The sequence below is a fragment of the Micromonospora sp. KC207 genome (assembly GCF_004348615.1).
Taxonomy (GTDB): domain Bacteria; phylum Actinomycetota; class Actinomycetes; order Mycobacteriales; family Micromonosporaceae; genus Micromonospora.
This window is the reverse complement of record NZ_SMKJ01000003.1, coordinates 1-20,057: the sequence shown is the minus strand read 5'-3', so window position 1 is coordinate 20,057 and position 20,057 is coordinate 1. Positions and strand designations below refer to the sequence as shown.

Annotated in this window: 22 protein-coding genes; 12 read left to right on the top strand and 10 right to left on the bottom strand. The window is 67.9% G+C overall.

Annotated elements, in window-relative coordinates:
- Nucleotides 1–120: 120 nt before the first annotated feature.
- Entirely contained in the window at nucleotides 121–810 is a 690-nt protein-coding gene (locus E1258_RS00800) for an NAD(P)/FAD-dependent oxidoreductase (RefSeq protein ID WP_132395852.1), read from the bottom strand.
- A 75-nt stretch (nucleotides 811–885) separates the two neighbouring features.
- Here E1258_RS00800 and E1258_RS00795 point away from each other — a divergent pair, with 75 nt between their 5' ends.
- From E1258_RS00795 to E1258_RS00780, 4 genes are all read left to right on the top strand, one after another.
- The gene (locus tag E1258_RS00795; RefSeq protein ID WP_132395850.1) at nucleotides 886–1,605 is read left to right on the top strand and encodes a helix-turn-helix domain-containing protein; all 720 of its coding nucleotides are present in this window, start codon (nucleotides 886–888) and stop codon (nucleotides 1,603–1,605) included.
- Nucleotides 1,606–1,615: 10 nt separating this feature from the next.
- The gene (locus E1258_RS00790; RefSeq protein WP_132395848.1) at nucleotides 1,616–2,497 is read left to right on the top strand and encodes a hypothetical protein; all 882 of its coding nucleotides are present in this window, start codon (nucleotides 1,616–1,618) and stop codon (nucleotides 2,495–2,497) included.
- Between the two features lie 508 nt (nucleotides 2,498–3,005).
- A complete protein-coding gene (locus E1258_RS00785; RefSeq protein WP_132395846.1) occupies nucleotides 3,006–3,725 on the top strand; it encodes a TetR/AcrR family transcriptional regulator in 720 nt (239 codons plus the stop codon).
- A gap of 5 nt (nucleotides 3,726–3,730) precedes the next feature.
- Nucleotides 3,731–4,708 carry a VOC family protein gene (locus E1258_RS00780; protein ID WP_243715092.1) on the top strand — a complete coding sequence of 326 codons (978 nt, stop codon included), beginning with the start codon at nucleotides 3,731–3,733 and terminating at the stop codon, nucleotides 4,706–4,708.
- A gap of 371 nt (nucleotides 4,709–5,079) precedes the next feature.
- Here the strand turns inward: E1258_RS00780 and E1258_RS00775 are convergent, their stop codons facing one another.
- Nucleotides 5,080–5,682 carry an ABATE domain-containing protein gene (locus E1258_RS00775; protein ID WP_132395842.1) on the bottom strand — a complete coding sequence of 201 codons (603 nt, stop codon included), beginning with the start codon at nucleotides 5,680–5,682 and terminating at the stop codon, nucleotides 5,080–5,082.
- 21 nt (nucleotides 5,683–5,703) lie between these two features.
- Here E1258_RS00775 and E1258_RS00770 point away from each other — a divergent pair, with 21 nt between their 5' ends.
- Nucleotides 5,704–6,087 carry a VOC family protein gene (locus E1258_RS00770; RefSeq protein WP_243715091.1) on the top strand — a complete coding sequence of 128 codons (384 nt, stop codon included), beginning with the start codon at nucleotides 5,704–5,706 and terminating at the stop codon, nucleotides 6,085–6,087.
- Here E1258_RS00770 and E1258_RS00765 read toward each other — a convergent pair.
- Entirely contained in the window at nucleotides 6,056–6,934 is an 879-nt protein-coding gene (locus tag E1258_RS00765; protein ID WP_132395840.1) for an alpha/beta fold hydrolase, read from the bottom strand. The two genes, E1258_RS00770 and E1258_RS00765, sit on opposite strands and share 32 nt — an antisense overlap.
- A 104-nt stretch (nucleotides 6,935–7,038) precedes the next feature.
- Between E1258_RS00765 and E1258_RS00760 the strand changes: the two genes are divergently transcribed.
- Together E1258_RS00760 and merB are read left to right on the top strand one after the other, a co-directional pair.
- Complete coding sequence (locus E1258_RS00760) at nucleotides 7,039–9,006, top strand: BTAD domain-containing putative transcriptional regulator (RefSeq protein WP_132395838.1); 1,968 nt, start codon at nucleotides 7,039–7,041, stop codon at nucleotides 9,004–9,006.
- A 497-nt stretch (nucleotides 9,007–9,503) separates the two neighbouring features.
- Nucleotides 9,504–10,166 (top strand): organomercurial lyase, encoded by a 663-nt coding sequence (gene merB / locus E1258_RS00755; protein ID WP_132395836.1) that lies wholly within the window; start codon nucleotides 9,504–9,506, stop codon nucleotides 10,164–10,166.
- 330 nt (nucleotides 10,167–10,496) lie between these two features.
- On the opposite strand, the gene E1258_RS00750 is transcribed toward merB, so the two are convergent.
- The 3 genes from E1258_RS00750 to E1258_RS00740 all read right to left on the bottom strand — a co-directional run bounded on the left by E1258_RS00750 (nucleotide 10,497) and on the right by E1258_RS00740 (nucleotide 11,787).
- Nucleotides 10,497–10,862, bottom strand: coding sequence for a hypothetical protein (locus E1258_RS00750; protein ID WP_132395834.1), 366 nt, complete (start codon nucleotides 10,860–10,862; stop codon nucleotides 10,497–10,499).
- 41 nt (nucleotides 10,863–10,903) lie between these two features.
- Nucleotides 10,904–11,227, bottom strand: a complete 324-nt coding sequence (locus tag E1258_RS00745) for an ABC transporter ATP-binding protein (protein WP_243715090.1) — start codon at nucleotides 11,225–11,227, stop codon at nucleotides 10,904–10,906.
- A gap of 206 nt (nucleotides 11,228–11,433) precedes the next feature.
- Nucleotides 11,434–11,787: a helix-turn-helix domain-containing protein gene (locus E1258_RS00740; RefSeq protein ID WP_132395832.1), complete on the bottom strand. Its 354-nt coding sequence runs from the start codon at nucleotides 11,785–11,787 to the stop codon at nucleotides 11,434–11,436.
- A gap of 75 nt (nucleotides 11,788–11,862) precedes the next feature.
- Between E1258_RS00740 and E1258_RS00735 the strand changes: the two genes are divergently transcribed.
- On the top strand, nucleotides 11,863–12,831 hold the full coding sequence (locus E1258_RS00735) for an NAD(P)-dependent oxidoreductase (protein WP_207919348.1): 969 nt from the start codon (nucleotides 11,863–11,865) through the stop codon (nucleotides 12,829–12,831).
- A gap of 254 nt (nucleotides 12,832–13,085) precedes the next feature.
- On the opposite strand, the gene E1258_RS00730 is transcribed toward E1258_RS00735, so the two are convergent.
- Nucleotides 13,086–13,748 carry an NADPH-dependent F420 reductase gene (locus tag E1258_RS00730; RefSeq protein WP_243715089.1) on the bottom strand — a complete coding sequence of 221 codons (663 nt, stop codon included), beginning with the start codon at nucleotides 13,746–13,748 and terminating at the stop codon, nucleotides 13,086–13,088.
- Between the two features lie 91 nt (nucleotides 13,749–13,839).
- On the opposite strand from E1258_RS00730, the gene E1258_RS00725 reads away from it, so the two are divergent.
- Nucleotides 13,840–14,205 (top strand): helix-turn-helix domain-containing protein, encoded by a 366-nt coding sequence (locus tag E1258_RS00725; protein ID WP_132395828.1) that lies wholly within the window; start codon nucleotides 13,840–13,842, stop codon nucleotides 14,203–14,205.
- 378 nt (nucleotides 14,206–14,583) lie between these two features.
- Here the strand turns inward: E1258_RS00725 and E1258_RS00720 are convergent, their stop codons facing one another.
- Together E1258_RS00720 and E1258_RS00715 are read right to left on the bottom strand one after the other, a co-directional pair.
- Nucleotides 14,584–15,687, bottom strand: a complete 1,104-nt coding sequence (locus E1258_RS00720) for a winged helix DNA-binding domain-containing protein (RefSeq protein WP_132395826.1) — start codon at nucleotides 15,685–15,687, stop codon at nucleotides 14,584–14,586.
- A 75-nt stretch (nucleotides 15,688–15,762) separates the two neighbouring features.
- The gene (locus tag E1258_RS00715; RefSeq protein ID WP_132395824.1) at nucleotides 15,763–16,878 is read right to left on the bottom strand and encodes an epoxide hydrolase family protein; all 1,116 of its coding nucleotides are present in this window, start codon (nucleotides 16,876–16,878) and stop codon (nucleotides 15,763–15,765) included.
- 62 nt (nucleotides 16,879–16,940) lie between these two features.
- Between E1258_RS00715 and E1258_RS00710 the strand changes: the two genes are divergently transcribed.
- A complete protein-coding gene (locus E1258_RS00710; protein ID WP_132395822.1) occupies nucleotides 16,941–17,897 on the top strand; it encodes a YafY family protein in 957 nt (318 codons plus the stop codon).
- On the opposite strand, the gene E1258_RS00705 is transcribed toward E1258_RS00710, so the two are convergent.
- The gene (locus E1258_RS00705) at nucleotides 17,890–18,711 is read right to left on the bottom strand and encodes an AraC family transcriptional regulator (RefSeq protein ID WP_132395820.1); all 822 of its coding nucleotides are present in this window, start codon (nucleotides 18,709–18,711) and stop codon (nucleotides 17,890–17,892) included. The two genes, E1258_RS00710 and E1258_RS00705, sit on opposite strands and share 8 nt — an antisense overlap.
- 110 nt (nucleotides 18,712–18,821) lie before the next feature.
- Between E1258_RS00705 and E1258_RS00700 the strand changes: the two genes are divergently transcribed.
- On the top strand, nucleotides 18,822–19,184 hold the full coding sequence (locus E1258_RS00700; RefSeq protein WP_132395818.1) for a VOC family protein: 363 nt from the start codon (nucleotides 18,822–18,824) through the stop codon (nucleotides 19,182–19,184).
- 45 nt (nucleotides 19,185–19,229) lie between these two features.
- Nucleotides 19,230–19,664 (top strand): SRPBCC family protein, encoded by a 435-nt coding sequence (locus E1258_RS00695; RefSeq protein ID WP_132395816.1) that lies wholly within the window; start codon nucleotides 19,230–19,232, stop codon nucleotides 19,662–19,664.
- Nucleotides 19,665–20,057 lie beyond the last annotated feature (393 nt).

Sequence of the window (20,057 nt, the reverse complement as noted above, 5' to 3'; positions counted from 1 at the left end):
CACGGGCACCGATGCGCGCTCATACCGCCCAGCGCGGGCGTGCTGCCATGCCCTGCACCGGAGCAAGCCCTGCCGCGACCGTCGTGTAGCCGGCACGCCGTGGCCCGGACGATGATTTGTTCAACAGCATTGTCCACCGCCCATGTGCCCCACTACTCCAACAGGCATCAACCGCCCAGCTTCGTTGGGACTGAAGCTACGTTCAGTGGGCCCGGAGGACAGTCCACTACGACCGCGCATTCGCGTTGCCGGCCAGCCCGGGGTGCATTCCTGGAGCCGGGCAATGGCCTTCTCGTAGAAGAAAGGTACGAACAGGCGCATGATCAGCGCTTGTAGGCGTCGCTTGACGGGTCCGGCCTTCTTGGTGTCACGGTTGTCCTCGGCCGCGTCGAGCAGTTTGATGATCCGCGGGCGGCGTTCGGCGTCGTATGCCTTCCACGCGGCGGCGATTGTCGGCTCCGCCCACAGCGCCGCGGCCAGGACGAGGGCGTCCTCGATCGCCATCGAGGTGCCCTGCCCGGCACCGACCGGGTGGGCGGCGTCGCCGATGAGGGCGATGCGGTCGCGGTGCCAGGTAGCTACCGGGTCGACGGCGTGAAAGACCACGGCGGGGTGTAGCCGGGTCGTTGCCGTGATGACCGCTGACGGCACCGTCTCCGTCTGGCAGAACTCGGCGGTGCGGCGCAACCACTGCGCCTTGCTCACGCCAGCGCGATCCGGCTGGACCGGCTCGGCGATCTGCGCCTGCCACCACACCTCGCCATCGCCGGCGGCCAGATGGATGAAGGCGCCGTCGCGGGCGAAGGTCATGTTGGATCCGGACGTTCGCTGCCATTCGCCATGCTGTTCGGCGAGACCCGGCGACCGGTTCCGTAGGGTGAGGTTGTGACCTCGCAGTACCGGGAGGACGTGGTCTCTGGGCCGGCGGCCTCAATAGTGGCGTGCATGTGGGAGCAGCGCGTCAGCCATCGGCATGCCCAACTGGTAGTGCCCGACGGCTGCCTCGACCTGATCTGGCTCGGCAACGGGAAGTTGGTGGTCGCGGGTGCTGATACGGGCCCGCGGCTGGTCGACCTGCCGGCGAACGCAGAGGTGGCGGGTGTCCGGCTCCGTCCCGGAGCTGCGGGTGCGGTGCTGGGCTGGCACGCTGCGGAGCTGCGCGACCGCCAGATCGATGCCGCCGACCTGTGGGGCCAAAAGGCATTGCGGCTCGCCGAGACGCTCGCCGTGGTACCCGCCGATTGTCAAGGTCGTCACCTGCTCAAGGCGGTGTCCTCTCGCGGCGCTACACCCGATCCGCTGGTCCAGGCAGCGACATTGCGGCTGGCTCGTCCGCGCGCTCGGGTCGCGGCGGTGGCAGCAGAGCTGGGCGTTAGCGAACGACAGCTGCATCGGCGGGCGGTGGCGGCGGTGGGGTACGGACCCAAGATGCTGGCGCGTGTCGGCCGTCTGCGCCGGTTCACGCACCTGCACGCCCCTGACCTGGCGGGCAGGGCGTTCTTGGCGGGCTACGCCAGCCAGGCACACATGAACGACGAGGTGCGGCGGCTCACCGGCATGACGCCCGTCCGATTTCTGGAAGCACTCGGCGGCGCCTCCGCCTAGCGTGGGCACCGTGCCCGTCGACATCGCTGCTGCCGAGCGGTTCATCCACAACACGGCTCGCCTTCTGGACAGGCACCGACTCGCGGTGCTACTCCACAACGCCCCGGTGGAACCGGTCCTCACGGCATTGCGCGCCTATCAGAACCCCGACCACGGCTTCGGTCATGCCCTGGAACCCGACGTCCGGGACCCCGCGAGCCAGCCGACTGCCACGCTGCACGCACTCGAGGTGCTCGCTGAAGTCGGCGCGCTGGGCGACCCCATGATCACCCAAGCTGCGAGCTGGGCGACCCGGAATGCCCGTTCCGACGGGTCCTTGCCCTTCGTCCTGCCCAGTGCGGCCAACCATCCGCACGCACCGTGGATGACGCCCGACCCGGACGGTTCGTTCATCACGTTCGGGGTCGTATCCGTCCTGACCCGGGCCGGCGTCCAGACCCCCTGGCTCGATGCCGCGAGATCCTGGTGCTGGTCTCGACTCGATGGCCCTGACGAGCTCGACGCCTACTGGGTCAAGTTCGCCCTTGACTTCCTCGACCACGAATCGGACGAGGACCGCGCCTGCGCGGCGATCGAGTCGCTCCGACCCAAGATCGGGCCCGACGGCACCATTCCCGTCCCTGGTGGCACCGAGGACGAGCGCCTCACCGCCCTCGTGCTCTCACCACGCCCGAGTGTGCGCAGCCGAACCCTGTTCACCGAGGAACATATCCAGGCAGAGCTGGACAAGCTCGAGGAGGAACAGCTCGAGGACGGCGGCTGGATGTTCGACTGGCTCGACTGGTCCCCGGGGCAGCGCGTGGAGTGGCGCGGCTGCGTGACACTGCGCGCCCTCGCCACCCTCGCGGCACACGGGCGCGCTGGACGATCACGTCTGCGCTCGTCGACCTGACCACTGGCTTCACGGCTCAAGAAGTACGCGTGGTCGGTGACCTGGCGCAGTGCTGACGTAGCTCGCGGTACTTCGTCCTCAGCTCGTCGCTGCTGGCACTCAGCGTGCCCGGCGATCTCTCTCTGGGTCTTCGTGGCAAGCCGTTGAAAGTGATCGCGTAGATCCGTGTGCTTCTGGACGCCATCGCGGTCGCGGATGAGGAAACCGGAACTGGTCGGTGTGCTCGCCGAGGTCCGTGGTGAGGTTGCGGGCCTGCTGGGTCGTTCATCGGCCGGTGGGTGCGCGGTGATGCCAAGTAGGTGGAGCGCTGGCGGGCGGCGGGCCGACACGTCGGCGGGTCAGGGTTCGTCGGATCGTGCCGGCCCCGATGCGGTGGCCAAGCCGCTGTAGCTGGCCCTGAACCCTTCGGTCACAGGGGACCTGAAGGCGCTTACGCGTACGTGCGGAAGTCGACTCCAGTGGCCGATGACCAGAATGCTACTCTGGTCATCGGTCACGAGGGGGTGCCATGACGGAGTCACAGCCGACCAGCCACATCGACCGCGCGGGCCGGATCCTCGATGCGGCGAAGGAGTTGCTGCTGCGCTGGGGATACCGGCGGACGACCATGGACGAGATCGCCCGGCGCGCTGGCGTCGGGAAGGGGACCGTGTACCTGCACTGGCGCAGCCGTGAACAGTTGTTCTTCGCGGTCGGCGCGCGGGAGGCCGTGGCGATGCTCGACGCGGTGGTGGCTGCCATGCGCGACGATCCGCAGCAGGTCGCCCTGCACCGGTACATGCGCCACTTCTTCCTGGAAGCGATGGCACGGCCGGTGCTGCGCGCGATCTTCACCCGGGACGCCGACGTCATGGGCCAGTTTCTGGCCAGCCCAGCCCGTCGACCGCTGCAGAGCGGCAAGCTGCTTGCCTCCCGCGAATACCTCGGCGTACTCGCCGACAACGGCCTGCTGCGGGTCGGACTGCGCCCCGAGGATCTGGACTACACCCTGCCCGCGGTCATGTTCGGCTTCTTCGGCATCGACCCGTTCCTTCCCTCAGAAGTGGAACTGACCCTTCAGGCGAAGGCCGATCGACTCTCCGACACCCTGCGCCACGCGTTCGAGCCGGCGAAGCCGCCACCGTCGACGCGGTTCACCGCCGCCGCGCCCCAGGTCATCGCCATCTTCGACAGGCACGCCGACGACTACCGCCGCGCCGCCTACGGCGCACCCATCGACGAAAGGTGACCAGCGTGGGCAACGACCTGGGCGGCCTGCATCATGTAGGCCTGGTTGTGGAAGATATGACCGCGGCCATCAGCACCTATCGACGGCTGGGTTTCGCCCTGCCACCGCCGGCCTATCCGACGCTGTCCACCGCCCCAGGAGCGCCCGCCCGCCCGGTCGGCGCGGCGAACACCCACATCTACCTGCGCCGCAATTTCGTCGAGCTCGTGACCGTCATCAGGGATGGCCAGCCGATCCCGGACGAAGCCCACGTGGTTCCCCTCAAGGTTCCGGCCGACAAACTGCCTGCGCTGCTGGCCGCCGTGCGCGGCGCCGCCGCGAACCTCACCGCCTGCCTGGACCGGTTCCAAGGCATGCACATCCTTATCTTCGATTCGTCGGACATCGATTGCGCCGCTGCCCGGCTGGACACCGCTGGCGTTGGCCACGGTGGCGTGCACGCGGTGCAGCGCCCGATCGAAACCGCCGACGGTACCCAAATGGTTCCCGCCCGCTACCTGGAGATCAACAGCGACGACCCGACCGCGCCCCGCGGCCTGTTGCCCGAGGGCAGGGTTGGCGTCGCCGAGAACACGCCCGTCGCCGGACAGCAGCGGCCGGAGCACGCCAACAGCGCGATTGATCTAGTCGGATGCATGCTGTGCGTCCCCGACGAGGCATTGCCCGACGTCGAGCACCGCTACGCGACGTACCTCGGTGGCGCCACCGAGGTACGTCACAGCTCCACGCGGACCTTCGAACTCGACGACACCACCGTCACTCTCGTCGCCGCCTCCGCCCTGCCCAACGTCCTGCCCGGCGAGTGTCCGCCAGCCCTGCCCGCCTTCGTCGGATACACAATTTCGGTGCACGACATCGTCCAGACAGAGCACCACCTGCGGGCCGCGGCGGTGACATGTACCAAGGGGCACGCGGGTGAGATCGTCGTACCCGCCAGCGAAGCTCTCGGCGTCGCTGTGATCTTTCAGCCCAGCGCCGACTGATTTCTTGGCTGCGGGGGAGTGGAAGACCACCTTGTCGGCCCGGCCGCCGCGGGCCGTGCCCGTCGGGTGCAGGGCGTCGATGACCAGGCTTGTGCGCATGTGGGTGGTGGCCGACCAGGCGGCGGTGGCGATGTCGATGACCGTGGCCAGATGCAGCCAGGCCGCCCCGACGCGCAGGTAGGTGGTGTCGCCGCACCACCGCTGGTTCGGCGCGGTGGCGGTGAAATCCCGTCCGATCGGGTCCGGCGTCGGCGGGGTGGCCGGGTCCGCGATGGTGGTGCGTCTGCGCCGGCGCGGGTGCCGGCCCATGATGTCGGCGCAGGATCGCCGGTCTGCCCGCCGGTCCTTGGTGAGTCCAGTAGTCATCGCCGTCATTCATCCTCGGACTGGCGAGTGCGCAGCGCCCTGACCTTGTGACGGTTGCCGCAGTGCTCCATGGAGCACCACCGGCGGCGACCGGGGCGTGAGGTGTCGACGTAGATGAGATGGCAGTCCTCGGCAGCGCACGTGCGGATGCGGTCCGTGAACGGGCCAGTCAGCAACTCGACGGCGTCCCGTGCGACGGTGGCCAGCAGGTGCGTGCCACTCAGGGGCCCGGTCCACTGCCGCTTCCCGGACGGCGCGATGGCGGGTGCCAGAGCCGGACGGGCGGCTGCCTCGTTGATGGTCTGTCGATCAGCGGGCGGGTGTGGCTCGCCGCGCGTGTGGGCGAGGACCACCCGAAACAGCGCGTCGCGGAGCCTTCGCGCGTCCACCACCTCGGCCCGGGAGATCTCCAGCGCGGGCGTCGGCGTCAGCCGCGACCGGCTTGTCCAGGCGGCTAGGTCGGCGGGTTCGTGCAGGACCTCGTACCGGCGGTATGGGCCGGGACCGCCGGTGGTCAGCAGCTCTAGGCACAGCGCGCCGGGATCGAACCGGTATGCGACGCCGGTATGGGAGCGCAGCGTCATCCCCTTGGTTGCGGAAGAAGCCATGTAACCACTATATCTGGTTACATGGCATTGAGTTGGAAGTTGGTTGTCGACAGCACGAACGCACCCGCCCTCGCGGACTTCTGGGCTGCGGCCCTGGACTACGAGGTGGAAGACCCCAGTGCGCTCGTCGAGCAGTTGCTGGCCGCCGGCCACATCGGCGACGAGGCAGTCATCGAGCATCGGGGCCGCAAGACCTTCCGCGGCTACGCCGCAATCCGGCATCCCGAGGACCCGTTCGACGAGACCAGCGGTGTCGGCCGAGGCCGGCGGCTGCTCTTCCAGGACGTGCCTGAGGGGAAACGCGTGGAACCAAGAACCGATGTCGGCCCGCCACAGCCAGCGTGCGCGATGCCGTCGGCGGGCAGGCGATTCGCTACCGCGCGAGCAGGGAGCGCAGCACTTTGATGATCTCGTCAGGTGCTTCCTCGGCCATGAAGTGCCCGGCTGACGTGGTGCGGTGTTCCAGGTCGGTGGCCCAGGTGCGCCACAGCGCGGCGGCGTCGAAGCCGAGTGCGGCTCCCCAGTCCTGCTGGACGACGGTGACGGGCATGGGCAGCCGGTTTTCGGCTACGCGGTCGGCTTGGTCGTGTTCGATGTCGATGCCGGCCGAGGCGCGGTAGTCGGCGACGATGGAGGGGACCGCCTCGCGGGAGGCTTTCAGGTACTCCGCCCGCAGGTCTGCGGGAATGGCCTGCGGGTCCTTGGCCCATCCGTCGAGGAAGTAGCCGAAGAAGGCGTCCGGGCTGGCGCTGATCATTTGTTCGGGCAGGCCGGGCGGCTGGGCCATCAGGTACAGGTGGAAGGCGACCGCGGCGGTGGACCCGTGCAGGATGTCCCACATGTCGAGGGTCGGCAGGACGTCTAGGGTGGCGAGGTGGGTGATCGTAGCGGGGTGGTCTAGGCCGGCGCGGATGGCGACGAGGGCACCGCGGTCGTGTCCGGCCAGGGCGAAGCGCTCGTGGCCGAGCTTGCTGGCGAGGGTGACGATGTCAGCGGCCATGGTCCGCTTGGAGTACGTGTCGGCGTCGCGTGCATCGGGCTTGTCGCTGGCGCCGTAGCCACGCAGGTCGGGACAGATCACGGTGTGGTCGGCGGCCAGGTCGACGGCGACGTGTCGCCACATGACGTGGGTCTGCGGGAAGCCGTGCAACAGCACGATCGGGCTGCCGGTACCACCCACCGCCACGTTCAGTGTCACGTCGTCGTCGACCGCGACGCGCTGGTAGTCGAACCCGGGAACGGCAGAAGTCATGATCGTCCTTTCGTGTCGGTCGGAGAATTCCAGCGTGCCGGTCGCGGATGAGCAACCGATGAGCGCGATACCTTGAGTTGAGGCGCGGAAGGACGGTTCGGTCGGTGCAGGTCAGGTTCGGTGTTCTCGGTCCGGTCGTGGCCTGGGACGGCGTCGGCGCGCCGATCGATCTGAAGGGGCCGAAACACCGCGCGGTGCTGGCGCGACTGATCGTCGCGCGCGGCCAGGTTGTACCGGTCAGCCGCCTCGTCGATGATCTATGGCAGGAGCCTTCACCGGGCGCGGTGAGCGCCGTCCGCACGTTCGTGGCGGCGTTGCGACGCGCCCTGGAGCCGCAGCGTCCACCGCGTGAGCCGGCTCGGTTGCTGGTCACCGAGGGCCCGGGCTACGCGCTTCGGTCGGCGCCGGACGCCGTGGACGCCTGGCGGTTCGAGGACGGGATCGCCGCCGCGTCCACGGCGCCGCCGCATGAGGCTCTCGACCGGCTCGATCGTGCCCTGAGCTGGTGGCGGGGGCCAGCGTTCGCCGGCTTCGACGACGAGCCGTGGGCGCGCGCCGAGCGCTCCCGCCTCGAACAGCTACGGCTGAACGCGATCGAGCAGCGGGCCGAGGTGCGACTGACTGTCGGGCGCGCCGCCGACGTCGTACCGGATCTCGACGCCCACGTGGCCGAGCATCCGTGGCGGGAGGAGGCGTGGCGGCTGCTGGCTCTTGCCCTGTACCGCGCGGGACGCCAGGGTGAGGCGCTTGCGCTCCTGCGCCGAGCCCGCCACCTGCTCCTAGAACAGCTCGGCATCGATCCGAGCCCGCGGCTGCGTCGCCTGGAGACCGACATCCTCCGCCAGGCCGATCGGGTCAGCTACGGTCCCGGTTCATCCGGACCGGAACGGGTCTGGGCGCAGACCACGGCGGCATACGACCGTACCGTGGCGTCCGGTTCCGCGGCTCGGCTGGAGTCTACGGTCGGCCTGCTGCGAAGCCTCGCCGTGACGGGCGCGGGCGGACTCGAGGCGGCGCGGGGGCAGCGGATCGCGGCCATCGTCGCAGCCGAGCAGTTGGGCGATCCTGAGCTCACCGCCCGGGTAATCGGCGGGTACGACGTACCGGCGATCTGGACGCGCTCGGATGATCCAGCGCAGGCGGCGCAGATCGTGGCGGCGGCCGAGCGGGCCCTGGCCGCCCTACGCCCCGGCTCGTCCGAGGCCACCCGAGCCCGGCTGCTGGCCACGATCGCGGTGGAGTCACGCGGCACGCGCGCGGCACGCGGGCCCGAGGCGGCTCACGAAGCGGAGCGAATCGCGCGCCGCCTGGGCGACCCGACCCTACTGGCCTTCGCCCTCAACAGCGTGTTCATGCAAACCTTCCACCGCGCGGGCCTGGCTCCCGAGCGTGACGCGATCGGCGCCGAACTGGTCGCACTCTCCGCCCGGCACGGCCTGGTGACCTTCGAGATCCTCGGTCATCTCGTCCGACTACAGGCCCGCAGCGCGCTCGCCGACTTCGCCACCGGTGACCAACACGCCGCCGCAGCGGACCGGCTCGCCGAGCGGCACGACCACCCGCTGGTCGGCGTGTTCACCCGGTGGTACCGCGCACTGCGGCTGGCCGCGACCTGGTCGTCGCCACAGACCGCGGAAGCCGCCTACTGCGACGCCGCGGCGCAGCTCGCCAACGCCGGCATGCCCGGCGTCGAACGGGGCCTCCTACCGCTGGCGTTGCTGTGCCTGCGCGTATGGCACGGCGACCCGGTCCGCTTCGACGACACCGACTGGGGCCCCTACACGCCCTGGGTGCGCCCGCTCGTCCTGCTCGCCCGGGACCGGCCGGCCGATGCCGCCGCAGCGCTGCGTCAGACCCCGGATCCGCCGCGCGACTTGCTGTTCGAGACCCTGTGGTGCCTCACCGCCCAGGCTGCAATCGCCCTGAACGACCGGACGGCGATGAAACGCGCCCGGACCGAACTCACTCCGGCCGCCAACGAGCTGGCCGGGGCCGGCAGCGGCATGCTCACCATCGGCCCCGTCGCACATCACCTCGACCAGCTCGTCGCGGCCCTCAGCCGCACCCGCTGAGCCGAAAGCTACGGCCATACGATCCAGGTCGTCCCAGGACCACCAGGCCACCGCGATCACGGTCCTCCCGCATCGCGTTCGGTCTGCCGCCGACGACCGTATTTGCCTTGATCACCTGTCCGGATCTAGCCGCCGGTAATGCGCACTGGACACAACTGGCCATCCGCCCGCGAGGCCTTGGGCTGCCGCCGAACGAGCCGGCATTGCTCTACTGGGCGCGGGCCAATGACGATCGGTTCTTGCTTCACTCATGTTGCCCCCAGCGCCTGCGGCAAGAATATCCGCTTTGTTCGTTGTTGTCGCCGAGGGGAAACGTGATGAACCAAGAACCGATAACGGGTCACCCGTGTCCGCTGGTGCACGGTCGGTCGCGGTGGGCATGGCCGGTCACAATGCCTGACCACCAGCCTGGCGGATGGACGCCGCCCCGAAGTTAGTCGCGGTCGACGCGCTGAGGCAGTCGCGTCACGGCATCTCGGACGTGGGAGGATGCCAGGGTGGATCTCGAGGAGGAGTTGCGGCTTGCGGTCTACAGCTCGTTCGCCGGTACCAGCCGCCCCCCACGCGCCGACGACCTCGCCGAACAGTTAGCGTTGGATATCGCGACGGTCCAGGTGGGGTTGGGCGAACTCGCCCGCGCCCGCCACCTCGTTCTCGACGAGTCCGGCCAGATCGTCATGGCACATCCGTTCTCCGCAGTGCCACTCGGCTTCGCGGTCATGGGCCGGCAGACGCTGTGGTGGGGCGGCTGTGCCTGGGACTCCTTCGCGCTGCCGCACCTGCTCCGGGACGAGGGCGAGGTTCTCGTGTCCACCAGATGCCCCGCCTGTTCCCGCCCGCACGCCTGGAACGTCGGCACCGATCAGCCACCGCACGGCGACCAGATCGCCCATTTCCTCGTGCCCGCCGCGCACATGTGGGACGACGTCGTCCACACCTGCCGTCACCAGCGTCTGTTCTGCTCCGAAGACTGTGTTGACGCATGGTGCCGGCAGACCCGATCCACGCGCGGCTACGTCATGGATCTACACACTCTGTGGCGGTTCGCCTCCCACTGGTACGACGGACGCCTAGAGCCGGGCTACGCCAGGCGAGAGCCGGCTGCGGCCAAGGATTATCTGCAAAGCGTGGGACTGTCGGGTCCGTTCTGGGGCCTGTGAAAGCGACCCGTCGGCGTGCCGCCGGCTCCTCAGCTGCCGCCGATAATGCGCGCCAGGCACGTGCGCTTCACTGCCGACCGCCGGCCTGCCATCGAACGAGCTGGCTCGGCGCTCCGCCGGGGACGCAGCTCTGAGAGGAGCGGTTCTTGGTTCACCGGGTGTGCCCTTGATGACATGCATCAAGATGTCCGATTCTTCCCATATGAACCTGAGGGGAACGCGACAAGCCAAGAACCGATGTCGGGTTCCCGGTGGTGGCCGGCCCTACGTCGATCGAGTGATGTTGTGGCTGGGTTCGGGCTCGGTGCTCGCGGCGTGTTCTGCGGCTATTTACCAGCGCTTCTCCAGGTACACCGGAACTCCGAACCCGTCGCGGCGCCCAAGTAGGCCGCTGATCGCTTCGCGGTCGGACTTCGAGCTGTAGGTCACGCTGATCAGTGCTCGGTCCTGTCCGGCGGGGCACGGCTTGCCCACCACTACCGCGATGCCGTCACCCAGCGCCTTGATCTCGTCGGCCAGGTCCTGGTTCCTGGCAAGGCCCGCGGTGGCCTCGGCTTCGGTCGGCAGTTGGTCACACGACGGGTGTGCGTCGCCTGACTGGGGGAACAGTCCGTACAACGGGGATGCGGCGGCGACGCCCGCCGCGAGAAGTGCGGCGGCAGAGACACCGACGGTGGCCTTGTAGATCAACTTCATGGGTGGCGTTCCTGGGCTGGCGTGATCGTTGATTGGGCGCGTCATGCGGCTGAGAATCCGATCTGGTGTCGCGAGTCGCACGCGTTGATCATCTCGGCGTCGTGAGTGGACACGATGACCGTGCGGCCATTTGCAGCGAACTCCGCGAACAGGTCGATGACCTTTCGCCGGTTGGCGGCATCGAGCGATGCGGTGGGCTCATCGACGAAGACGATCCTGGCTTGCTTGTAGATGGCCCGAGCCAGAGCGAGTCGCTGCTTCTCGCCGCCGCTGAGATGGCTCGCGCTCTCGTCCCGACAGGCCGGTCGGCTGGAGCGCCTGCTCCAAGCGCCTCTGGTCGCCCGTGGCGCGCCGGGCCAGCACACTTCCTCGCATGGTGACGTTGAAGGCGACCGATTCGGCGTCCATGATGCCGTAGTCCTGGAGGACGAAGGCCGCCGGTTGGAGGCGATGGGGGCAAGTGTCGCGTCCGGTTCGAGGTTGCGGGTAAGCAAGGCGGTGACGGGTGACTCCCGAGGCAGACCCGGACGATGGCGCTGCCCAACGCGGCCTGCGGATCGATTCGAGCCGGTCAGCCGACCTGGTCCCAGGAAATGGCCTCGATGCGCTCGATGTTCTTCTCACCCCACTCCCCAAGCGACGCCATCGCAGTGTTGAGCGACTGACCGAACTCGGTGAGTGAGTACTCCACCTTCGGCGGGACCTGGTGATAGACCTCGCGATGTAGGAGCCCGGTGGTCTCCATCTCCCGAAGCTGCAGGATCAGCACCCGCTCGCTGACGCCAGGGACCGCGCGCCGCAGCTGCCCGAAGCGCAGGGAGCCATCCTGAAGCGCGAACAGGATCAGCCCCTTCCATTTGCCTCCCATGACGGCGATGGCAGCGTCGAGCCCGCAGGTGAAGGTCCGCTCCTTCGTCTTCTTCATCGACCAATACTTACATTTTTGTTAGTACCAGGCAAAATTGTCGGTACTTGAAAGAATGTCTGTACGCGTTCCAGGATGGATCAGCAGCCGCACAAGACCACCAACGGCATCGAAGGCGGCGCGCTCACTTTCCGTTCACTCTGCGACTGGAGTACGTACGTGACTGACAATCACCCGACCACGGTGACCATCATCGGACTCGGCTCGATGGGCGCGGCCCTGGCCGAGGCGTTCGTCAAGGCCGGGCACCCGACCACCGTCTGGAACAGGACCGCCGCCAAAGCCGCACCCCTGATCGCCATGGGAGCCGAGCATGCGGAAGCCATCGAGGACGCGCTAGCGGCAAGCCCTCTGATCATCACCTGTCTGACCACTTTCGAGGACACTCGGCTGGCTCTGGAGCCAGCCGTCACGTCGCTGCCCGGGCGGATCCTTGTCACCCTGAACAGCGGTTCCCCGGCCGGCGCCCGTCACATGGCCACCTGGGTCATCGACCACGGCGCCCGGTTCCTCGCCGGGGCCGTCAAGAATGTGCCCTCGGCCGTGGGAGCGCCGGACACCCTGCTCTACTACAGCGGCGACAAGACCGTCTTCGACGAGTTCGAAGCGATGTTGAAGGTACTGGGTGGCGACACCGTGCACCTGGGCGACGAGCCCGACCTTGCCGCCCTGTACGAGATGGCCGTGGGTGCCATCCTGCTGCCCGCACTCGTTGGTTTCTTCCAGGGCGCCGCCGTCGTTCAGGCGCGCGGGCTTGAGGCGAAGTCCATGGTGCGGTTCGCAGGAAAGTGGCTGGACATGATCAAATCCCTGCTGCCGATCTATGCCAAAGAGATCGACAACGGAGACTATGACAATGCCGCCTCCTCCGTGAACCTCTTTCTCGCCGGCGCGGCCCACGACGATGACCTGGTTAAGGAGACTAACGTCGACACGACCTGGCTCGCCCCGCTCAATGACCTGGTCAGGCGGGCGGCTGAGGCCGGCCATGGCGATCACAGCATCTCAGCCCTCACCGAAGTGCTCAGAAAGTCAGCGCGCTGACACCTGAGCTGACGACCGGTTTTTGGTTCACTGCGAACGCCCTCGGCATCGGCGCCAAGAATGTCCGATTCCTTCTCTATGCCCCCGAGGGGAAACCTGGCGAACCAAGAACCGATTTCATCACCTGTTGTCGACGTGGAAGACCAGACCAGCGTCGGCCGCGTATGGCTCTGTCCGGAGGTGCGAGACCGGTCTCGCGAGCGCGATGAGAGGGCCGCGACGGCGAGCCACGGCCCTCTCGAAGCGACCGGCGCCTAGTCGGACGTCTGCGCGGCCTGCGGGAGGGCTGGGTCCACATCGGGAACGGCGAGCCTCGGGTTGTAACCGGACGTGACGACCCTCATGACGAATCCGGCGGCCTCCTCCAACTGCCGAGCGCTGGCCAGCCCACCGACCACCCCGGCCCGGCCGCCAAGATCCCGGATAAGCGCCGTGGCGCGATCGAGGGCAGTAGGCTCGTCGCCGCAGATGGCCACCACCGGCGCTTCCTCCTCCTGCCCCGCATACGGCCACGAGGATCCTGCGAACAGGTGGAGAGCCTTGACGACATGGGCACCAGGAGCTATGCGGGCCACAAGCTCAGCCGCCGAGCCGGACGCTGGCTTCAGCGTACCGGTCGCGTAGTCGACCGCATTGGTGCAATCGATGATCGTCTTGCCCGCCAGCGATCCTTCGGGGGCAGCAACGAGGTGCAGCGCAGCTTGCAGCCCGTCCCACGCAACCGCAACCACCACCACGTCGACCCGAGGCGCGAGGTCGGCGGGGTCGATTGCCTGTGCGCCACCACCCATCTGGTTGGCGGCCTCCATGGCGTGCTGCGGGTTGCGCCCCGTCACCAACAGTGAGTGACCTGCGCCGGCCCAAGCCCGGCCGAGCGCCACAGCCAGCTTGCCGGTGCCCAAGATTCCTACGTTCACAACGATCTCCTTGATCGGAAGCGGTGTTGTCGGGAACGCTACGAGCGCGGCTCCTACCGATTGGTAGGCAACAAGTGCGACACTGGTTCCCATGATCGACGGGCGCTGCCAGACGTTCGTTTCGGACTGCCACGTGCGGGCGGCAATCGAACTCATCAACCATGCTTGGGATCCCGTCGTGCTTTCCGCTCTGCGTCTGGGACCGACGCGACGCAACGAGCTGCTCGTACGCATCGCGGGCATCAGCGACAAGGTGCTGACTCAGGCACTCCATCGCCTGCAAGCCCGGGGACTCGTCACAAAAGTTCGCCTCGCTGAGCCGGCGTCAGGGCGTGTGGGCGCGGTCTACCAGCTTTCCCCGCTGGGCCAGTCGTTCGCGAACGGACCCCTGGCGCAACTTGCACAGTGGGCTGCGGACAACCAAGCCGAACTCGTCGGGCTGACACCGGCGTCCTGACGCGCAACAGGTCGAAGCAGCTCCCGATCAATCAGGGCGCAGCCAACGCTCGTCCGCTTCTTGGTTCGTCAAGGTTGCCCTCAGCGCTAGAAGTAAGAATGTCCGATTCTTTCTATATGGGCCCGAGGGGAAACCCGACGAACCAAGAACCGGTGCCAGGATCGTGGCAGCGGCTGGCCGACCGTCGATCGTGTGATGTTATGGCCTGGGTAGCCGCGCAGTTGCATCACGCGGAATTCCCGCTGATTTGAGGGGTGTGGGTTCCCGCGGAGGCACTGGGCCATCGGTACTGCTGGCTGGTGGTACCTCGCGCATGGATGTCCTCTGCGGACTTGCCGCATTCGCGGCACCCTGTCCTCCGGTGTCCGAACCCAGTTCTCAGACAGAGGTGGTGAAGCGGATCTCGTGTGACGCTTTGGGGGCGAGCAGGTCCAGCAGGCCGCCGCCCTCAATGGCCAGCGCCTCGCGGTGGGACGCGGACAGCGGTGCGAAAGGGTGCACGGTCAGCGTTGTGGCGCCCTGTGCCGTAGCGAATGTCCAGGTCGCTGCGGTGAAGCCGTCGAGAAGCACCAGGCGCGGGACGGGTCCGTGCCGGGGGAAGTTCTGTTGGCGGAGGGTGTCGGTGACGACTCTGGTCCGATCGTGGTGTGACAGCAGGAGGTTGTCGAAGTCGTACAGGTACCGGGCGGGCGCGGTGATGTGCGGGTCGGGTCGGGGCGCGTCGGGCAGGTCGAACAGTTCGGCACCGTTCTCGTCGCGGAACGTCGCCAGGTGGGGCCGGAGCCGGTCGAGTACTTCCGCCAGCCGGGTGAGGCCGGACCAGGTCTGCACGTCGCGGACGGTCGCCGGGCCGAATGCGGCCAGGTATCGCAGGACCATCTGGTCGACTGGCTGGTCGGTAACCAGCGGCGCGCCGAGCCACGACTCGAGTGGCGCGTGGACGGGTTGGCCGCTGGCGCCCCACACGCCGCGCGGCGGGGTCTGTACGACCGGCAGCAGGTTGCGCACCGCGTAGGCGAGGCTTGCCGGGTTGCGGTCCGGCCACCGCCCGGCCAGCAGCCGGCCGAGCTCGCCCGGGGTGCGGGGCCGCTCGTCGAGCAGCTTCCGGCCGGCCGCAACCACCTCATCGGTGTCCAGCCCGCGCATCGATCGGCCGTGAGTGTGGTTGGCGAACAGATCGCGGTCCAGTACTGGCTGTACGAGCGGACGCAGTGCAAGCGCGTCGTCCGCACTGACGAGATGAATCGTCGAGCGCATGAGGGCGATCCGCACTGCCCGCCGCCCGGTGAGCAGCGTCGCGACGTCCTCCGGTCGGCAGTTGGTAAGTCGGGTCCATAGCCCGACGTACCAGGTGTGCGGGGTCTGCGCCTGCAGGCCGACGAGGTGCTCGATGGCTTGCAACGGGGTGAGATCGGCGCGGCGCAGGAGCAGCTGCCGGTCGAGGGTGGCGCGGTTGAGGGCGCGGCGGGTCAGGGTCGGCACGGTGGCACTTCCAAAAACATCAAATCGGGGGTACGCGCGGCGGGCACCCGCCGCGCGTACCGGACCGGGTATGGCTCAGCGCAGCTGGCGGAAGAAGCCACGGATGTCATCAACCAGTAGCTGCGGGGCGTCATGCGCGGCGAAGTGGCTGCCCGTGTCGTACACGTGCCAGGACACGATGTTCTTGTGGTCGCGTTCGGCGAACGGGCGGATCGATTGGAAGTCCCCGGCGAAGTTCGCCAGCCCGAGCGGCACGGTGGTGGGTTCGGTCGGCCTGTCCGCCGCGTGGAAGTCCTCGTAGTACAGGCGGGCCGATGATGCGGCAGTGTTGGTCAGCCAATAGATCATGGTGTTGGTCAGCACGTAGTCCGGGTCGATGTTCGGCCCGAGCAACTGCGCGTTCCAGCCCAACTGCCCCACCGGCGAGTCCGCCAGGGCATGCGCGAGGGTCTGCGGCGCAGTGGACTGCAGCTTGTCGTACGCGCCACCGTTCTTCATCCACCACTGCAGGAACTCGACCTTCTTCTGGTCCTGCTCGGACAGACTGACCAACTCGGCAGGGTCGCCGACGGGGAACGAAAAGATCTGGGTGACGTGCACACCGATCACGTGCTCGGGATCGCAGCGGCCCACCTCGGGCGAGATGAGCGAACCGCAGTCGTTGCCGTGGGCGCCGTACCGCTCGTACCCGAGGCGGCGTATCAACTCGGCCCACGCCTTCGCGATCCGGTACCGGTTCCAGCCGCGCTCGGTGGTGTGACCGGAGAAGCCGAACCCGGGAATCGAAGGGATCACCAGGTGGAACGCGTCGGCAGGGTCGCCGCCGTGGGCGCGCGGATCGCTGAGTGGGCCGAGCACGTCGAGGTACTCCACGATCGTGGTCGGCCAGCCGTGGGTGAGCAGCAGCGGTGTAGCGTCCGGCTCGGGCGAGCGGATGTGCAGGAAGTGGACGTTCTGCCCGTCGATGATCGTGGTGAACTGCGGGTAGGCGTTGAGTCTCGCCTCCCACGCGCGCCAGTCGTACCCGTCGTGCCACCGCTGCACGAGGCCTTGCAGGTACGGCAGCGACACGCCGTAGTCATTGCCGGCATCAGGCAGCTCGTCGGTCCAGCGGACCCGGGCTAGGCGCTCGTCCAGGTCGTCGAGGTCGGTCTGCGGTATGTCGATGCGGAAATCGCGGATCTCGCTCATGGCACCGACTCTGCCAAGCCATCAGGAAGACTTCGCTCCTGATTATCGGGGAACCTTGAGCAATGTTGGAAACCTCCGCACGCCTCCTACGGCTACTGTCGCTCCTGCAGACCCCACGTGACTGGACGGGCGCCGAACTCGCCGAACGCCTCGGGGTGAGCGGGCGGACCGTGCGGACCGACGTGAAGCGCCTGCGCAGCCTCGGATACCCTGTGCTGGCCACGCGCGGCGCCGTCGGCGGCTACCGTCTCGGTGCCGGCGCGGCCCTGCCGCCGCTGTTGCTCGATGACGAGGAAGCGGTCGCCGTCACGATCAGCCTGCGGACCGCCACCGGCGGCGCCATCGCGGGGATCGAGGAGGCGTCGCTGCGGGCGCTGGCAAAGCTGGAGCAGGTGCTGCCATCCCGGCTTCGCCGCCGGGTCAACACCCTGCAGACCTACACCGTGCCCGTGCCCCGCGACAGCGCCGGCCCGACCGTCGACCCGACCGTCCTGACCACCCTCGCCACCGTCTGCCGCGACCGAGAACGGCTCCGATTCGACTACCACGACCACGCCGGCGCCGCCACACTGCGCACCGTGGAGCCGTACCGGCTGGTCAACTGGGGCCGCCGCTGGTACCTGCTGGCCTGGGATCTCGACCGCCGCGACTGGCGAACCTTCCGGGTCGACCGGCTACAGCCCCGTACCCCGACCGGCCCCCGCTTCACACTGCGCGACCTGCCCGACGACGTCGCCGCGTACGTGTCACGCCGGGTGTCCGCCGCTGCCTGGCGATACCGGACAGAGGTCACCGTGCACGCCCCCGCCAGCATCGTCGCCGACCGGATCAGCCCAGCCGTCGGCACGGTCGAACCGGTCGACGAATGCACCTGCGTCCTGCACACCGGCGCGGACACGGTCGAGACCCTCGGCGTGTACCTCGGGCAGCTCGGCGAGGACTTCCACGTCACCGGGCCACCGGAACTCCTCGCCCACCTGCGCCGTCTCGCCAACCGGTACGCACAAGCGACTACCTGACAACCTGGCGGGCCAGGAGCCGGCGTAGCACGGTAGGGGTGTGTCCGAGGTGGTCGCGCATAGTGCGGGTGAGGTGTGCCTGGTCGGCGAAGCCGAGGTCGGCGGCGAGTGCGGCAAGGCGGGTTTCGCCGGCCTCCAACCGGTCGAGTGCGCGGGTCACGCGCAGCCGGTTGCGGTATCGGGTCAGTGATACGCCGAGCTCTCGGGTGAACGCCCGGCTCAGCCGGTACGGCGACACATCGAGGTAGGTGGCGAGCGGAAGCAGGCCGGTTGCCGCCGGATGTGTGTCGCGGATCAGGTCACGGACCGCGGCCACGAGTGCCCGGTCGCCGGGGCGGGCAGATGCGCCGGCGAGAGCTGGTGCGGCGATGACCTGTTCGACGATGTGGCGGATCAGGCCGGTCAGCCGCTCCGCGCCGGCATAGTCGATGTCCGGTGTCCGGGTGGTGGCAAGCAGCCGCCGGTGGGCGAGATCGAGCCGCGCGTCAACGTAAACCGCCGAGGTGGTCAGCCGCGGGGCATCGCCGGCCAGCCTCCACCACAGTGTCGGTGTGAGGCTGATCGAGGTGCACAGGTCTCCGCCGGCGGGATGGGCGAAATCCTCCTCCTCGCCGGGCATGCCGAGATAGCCGACGGTCGGGTCAATGTCGGTGCTGACGCCGCGGGCTCGTCTGCGGAACCGTCCCTGTCGCACGAGCACGACCTGGACGTGTCGGTGCGACTCCACCGCCGACCAATTCGTATGGTCGTTGCGGCAGGTCACCGCTGTGACAGCGAACTCTGGCCGGGCGGCGAGGTCGACAAACGAGAGCACCGGCCAAGGCTAGGCGGAGGGTCTGACAGTTCCGCAAGGATCTTCAAGACTGGCCGGAGAAGCGAGGGCAGGCTCTGTGTTGACACACCTGACGTGAAGGAGTCGACACCATGTCCGCATTGGCACAGCTCGCCACAGTCGTCATCGACTGTGCCACTCCTGGCCCGCTTGCCGAGTTCTACCACACGCTGACCGGTTGGGAGGTGACCTACAACGACGCGGATTGCGTCTATCTGGGCGACGGCGGACCGATCCAACTCGGTTTCCAACGTGTCGAGGGCTACCAGCCGCCGAACTGGCCCAGCCCGGGGAAGCAGGCCCATCTCGACTTCAAGGTCACCGACGTGGAACGGGCGGTCAAGGAACTCATCGAGCTCGGCGCGACCAGACCCGAGTTCCAGCCAGGTGGCGACGAGTGGGTGGTACTCGCCGATCCCGAGGGTCATCTGCTCTGCCTGGCCGCCACCGCCTGACAGCCCACAGTTTTGTCTCACCGAGTCGATTCACAAGTAGGAGCAATGGCTGCAATCAGCAAGGAAATCCTGATCCGGTCCAGTGCCGAAGACGTGTGGGCGGTAATCGGCGACTTCGCTGCGGGACCGTCACGCATGGCACCGGGATACGTGGTGGACACCCGTGTCGAGGCCGACACCAGGGTCGTCACGTTCATCGACGGCACTGTGGCAAGGGAACGATTCGTCGCTCTCGACCACCAGAACCGCCGGATCGTCTACGCCGTCGTCGGGGACAGCTTGCAGCCAGCCCACGACAACGCATCCATGCAAGTCCTACCCGACGGCGAGGGGCGCTGCCGGCTCATCTGGATCCACGACGTGCTACCCGACGACCTCGCCCCGACCCTCGACGCGGCGATGACCCACGGCAGCGCGGTCATCAAACACACCTTTGAGGACCGTCGCAGCCCGCAAGTCGGCCCAACGTCCGCGTCATGAGCATCGCGCAGGCCTCCGGGCACCTCTGGCTCGCACAGGGGCTGTACAAATCGCGGCTGATCGATCGATTCCTCTCACCGCACTCACCGTCGCCGAGCGCCGGGAACTCGACGACCGGGTTGAAGATATCGGGAAATCCTGAAGTGCGAACCGCAGTTGACCATCGGCACAGTGGCCGTAGAGTAGGCGACGACGCGTAACGCCAACGGCACACGATCCCGGCAACGTCCTCAATAGCGATCGGTTCTTGGTTCACCGGGTCTGCCCCTAACTTGATCTTTAACCCTTGCGTCGTGGCCTCGGGCTATTCGAGGTCTTCGTTTTCTTGGTGTTGCTGTTCGGCTTGTTGCTGGTAGCGGCTGTGACGATGTGGACGTCGTGGCGGGCGGCTCG

Coding starts and splice junctions, on each gene's coding strand:
- E1258_RS00800 (WP_132395852.1), bottom strand. CDS start 810: ATGACCTTCGCCCGCGACGGCGCCTTCATCCATCTGGCCGCCGGCGAT.
- E1258_RS00785 (WP_132395846.1), top strand. CDS start 3,006: ATGACGGAGTCACAGCCGACCAGCCACATCGACCGCGCGGGCCGGATC.
- E1258_RS00775 (WP_132395842.1), bottom strand. CDS start 5,682: ATGGCTTCTTCCGCAACCAAGGGGATGACGCTGCGCTCCCATACCGGC.
- E1258_RS00770 (WP_243715091.1), top strand. CDS start 5,704: ATGGCATTGAGTTGGAAGTTGGTTGTCGACAGCACGAACGCACCCGCC.
- E1258_RS00765 (WP_132395840.1), bottom strand. CDS start 6,934: ATGACTTCTGCCGTTCCCGGGTTCGACTACCAGCGCGTCGCGGTCGAC.
- E1258_RS00750 (WP_132395834.1), bottom strand. CDS start 10,862: ATGAAGTTGATCTACAAGGCCACCGTCGGTGTCTCTGCCGCCGCACTT.
- E1258_RS00740 (WP_132395832.1), bottom strand. CDS start 11,787: ATGAAGAAGACGAAGGAGCGGACCTTCACCTGCGGGCTCGACGCTGCC.
- E1258_RS00735 (WP_207919348.1), top strand. CDS start 11,863: ATGGATCAGCAGCCGCACAAGACCACCAACGGCATCGAAGGCGGCGCG.
- E1258_RS00725 (WP_132395828.1), top strand. CDS start 13,840: ATGATCGACGGGCGCTGCCAGACGTTCGTTTCGGACTGCCACGTGCGG.
- E1258_RS00715 (WP_132395824.1), bottom strand. CDS start 16,878: ATGAGCGAGATCCGCGATTTCCGCATCGACATACCGCAGACCGACCTC.
- E1258_RS00710 (WP_132395822.1), top strand. CDS start 16,941: ATGTTGGAAACCTCCGCACGCCTCCTACGGCTACTGTCGCTCCTGCAG.
- E1258_RS00700 (WP_132395818.1), top strand. CDS start 18,822: ATGTCCGCATTGGCACAGCTCGCCACAGTCGTCATCGACTGTGCCACT.
- E1258_RS00695 (WP_132395816.1), top strand. CDS start 19,230: ATGGCTGCAATCAGCAAGGAAATCCTGATCCGGTCCAGTGCCGAAGAC.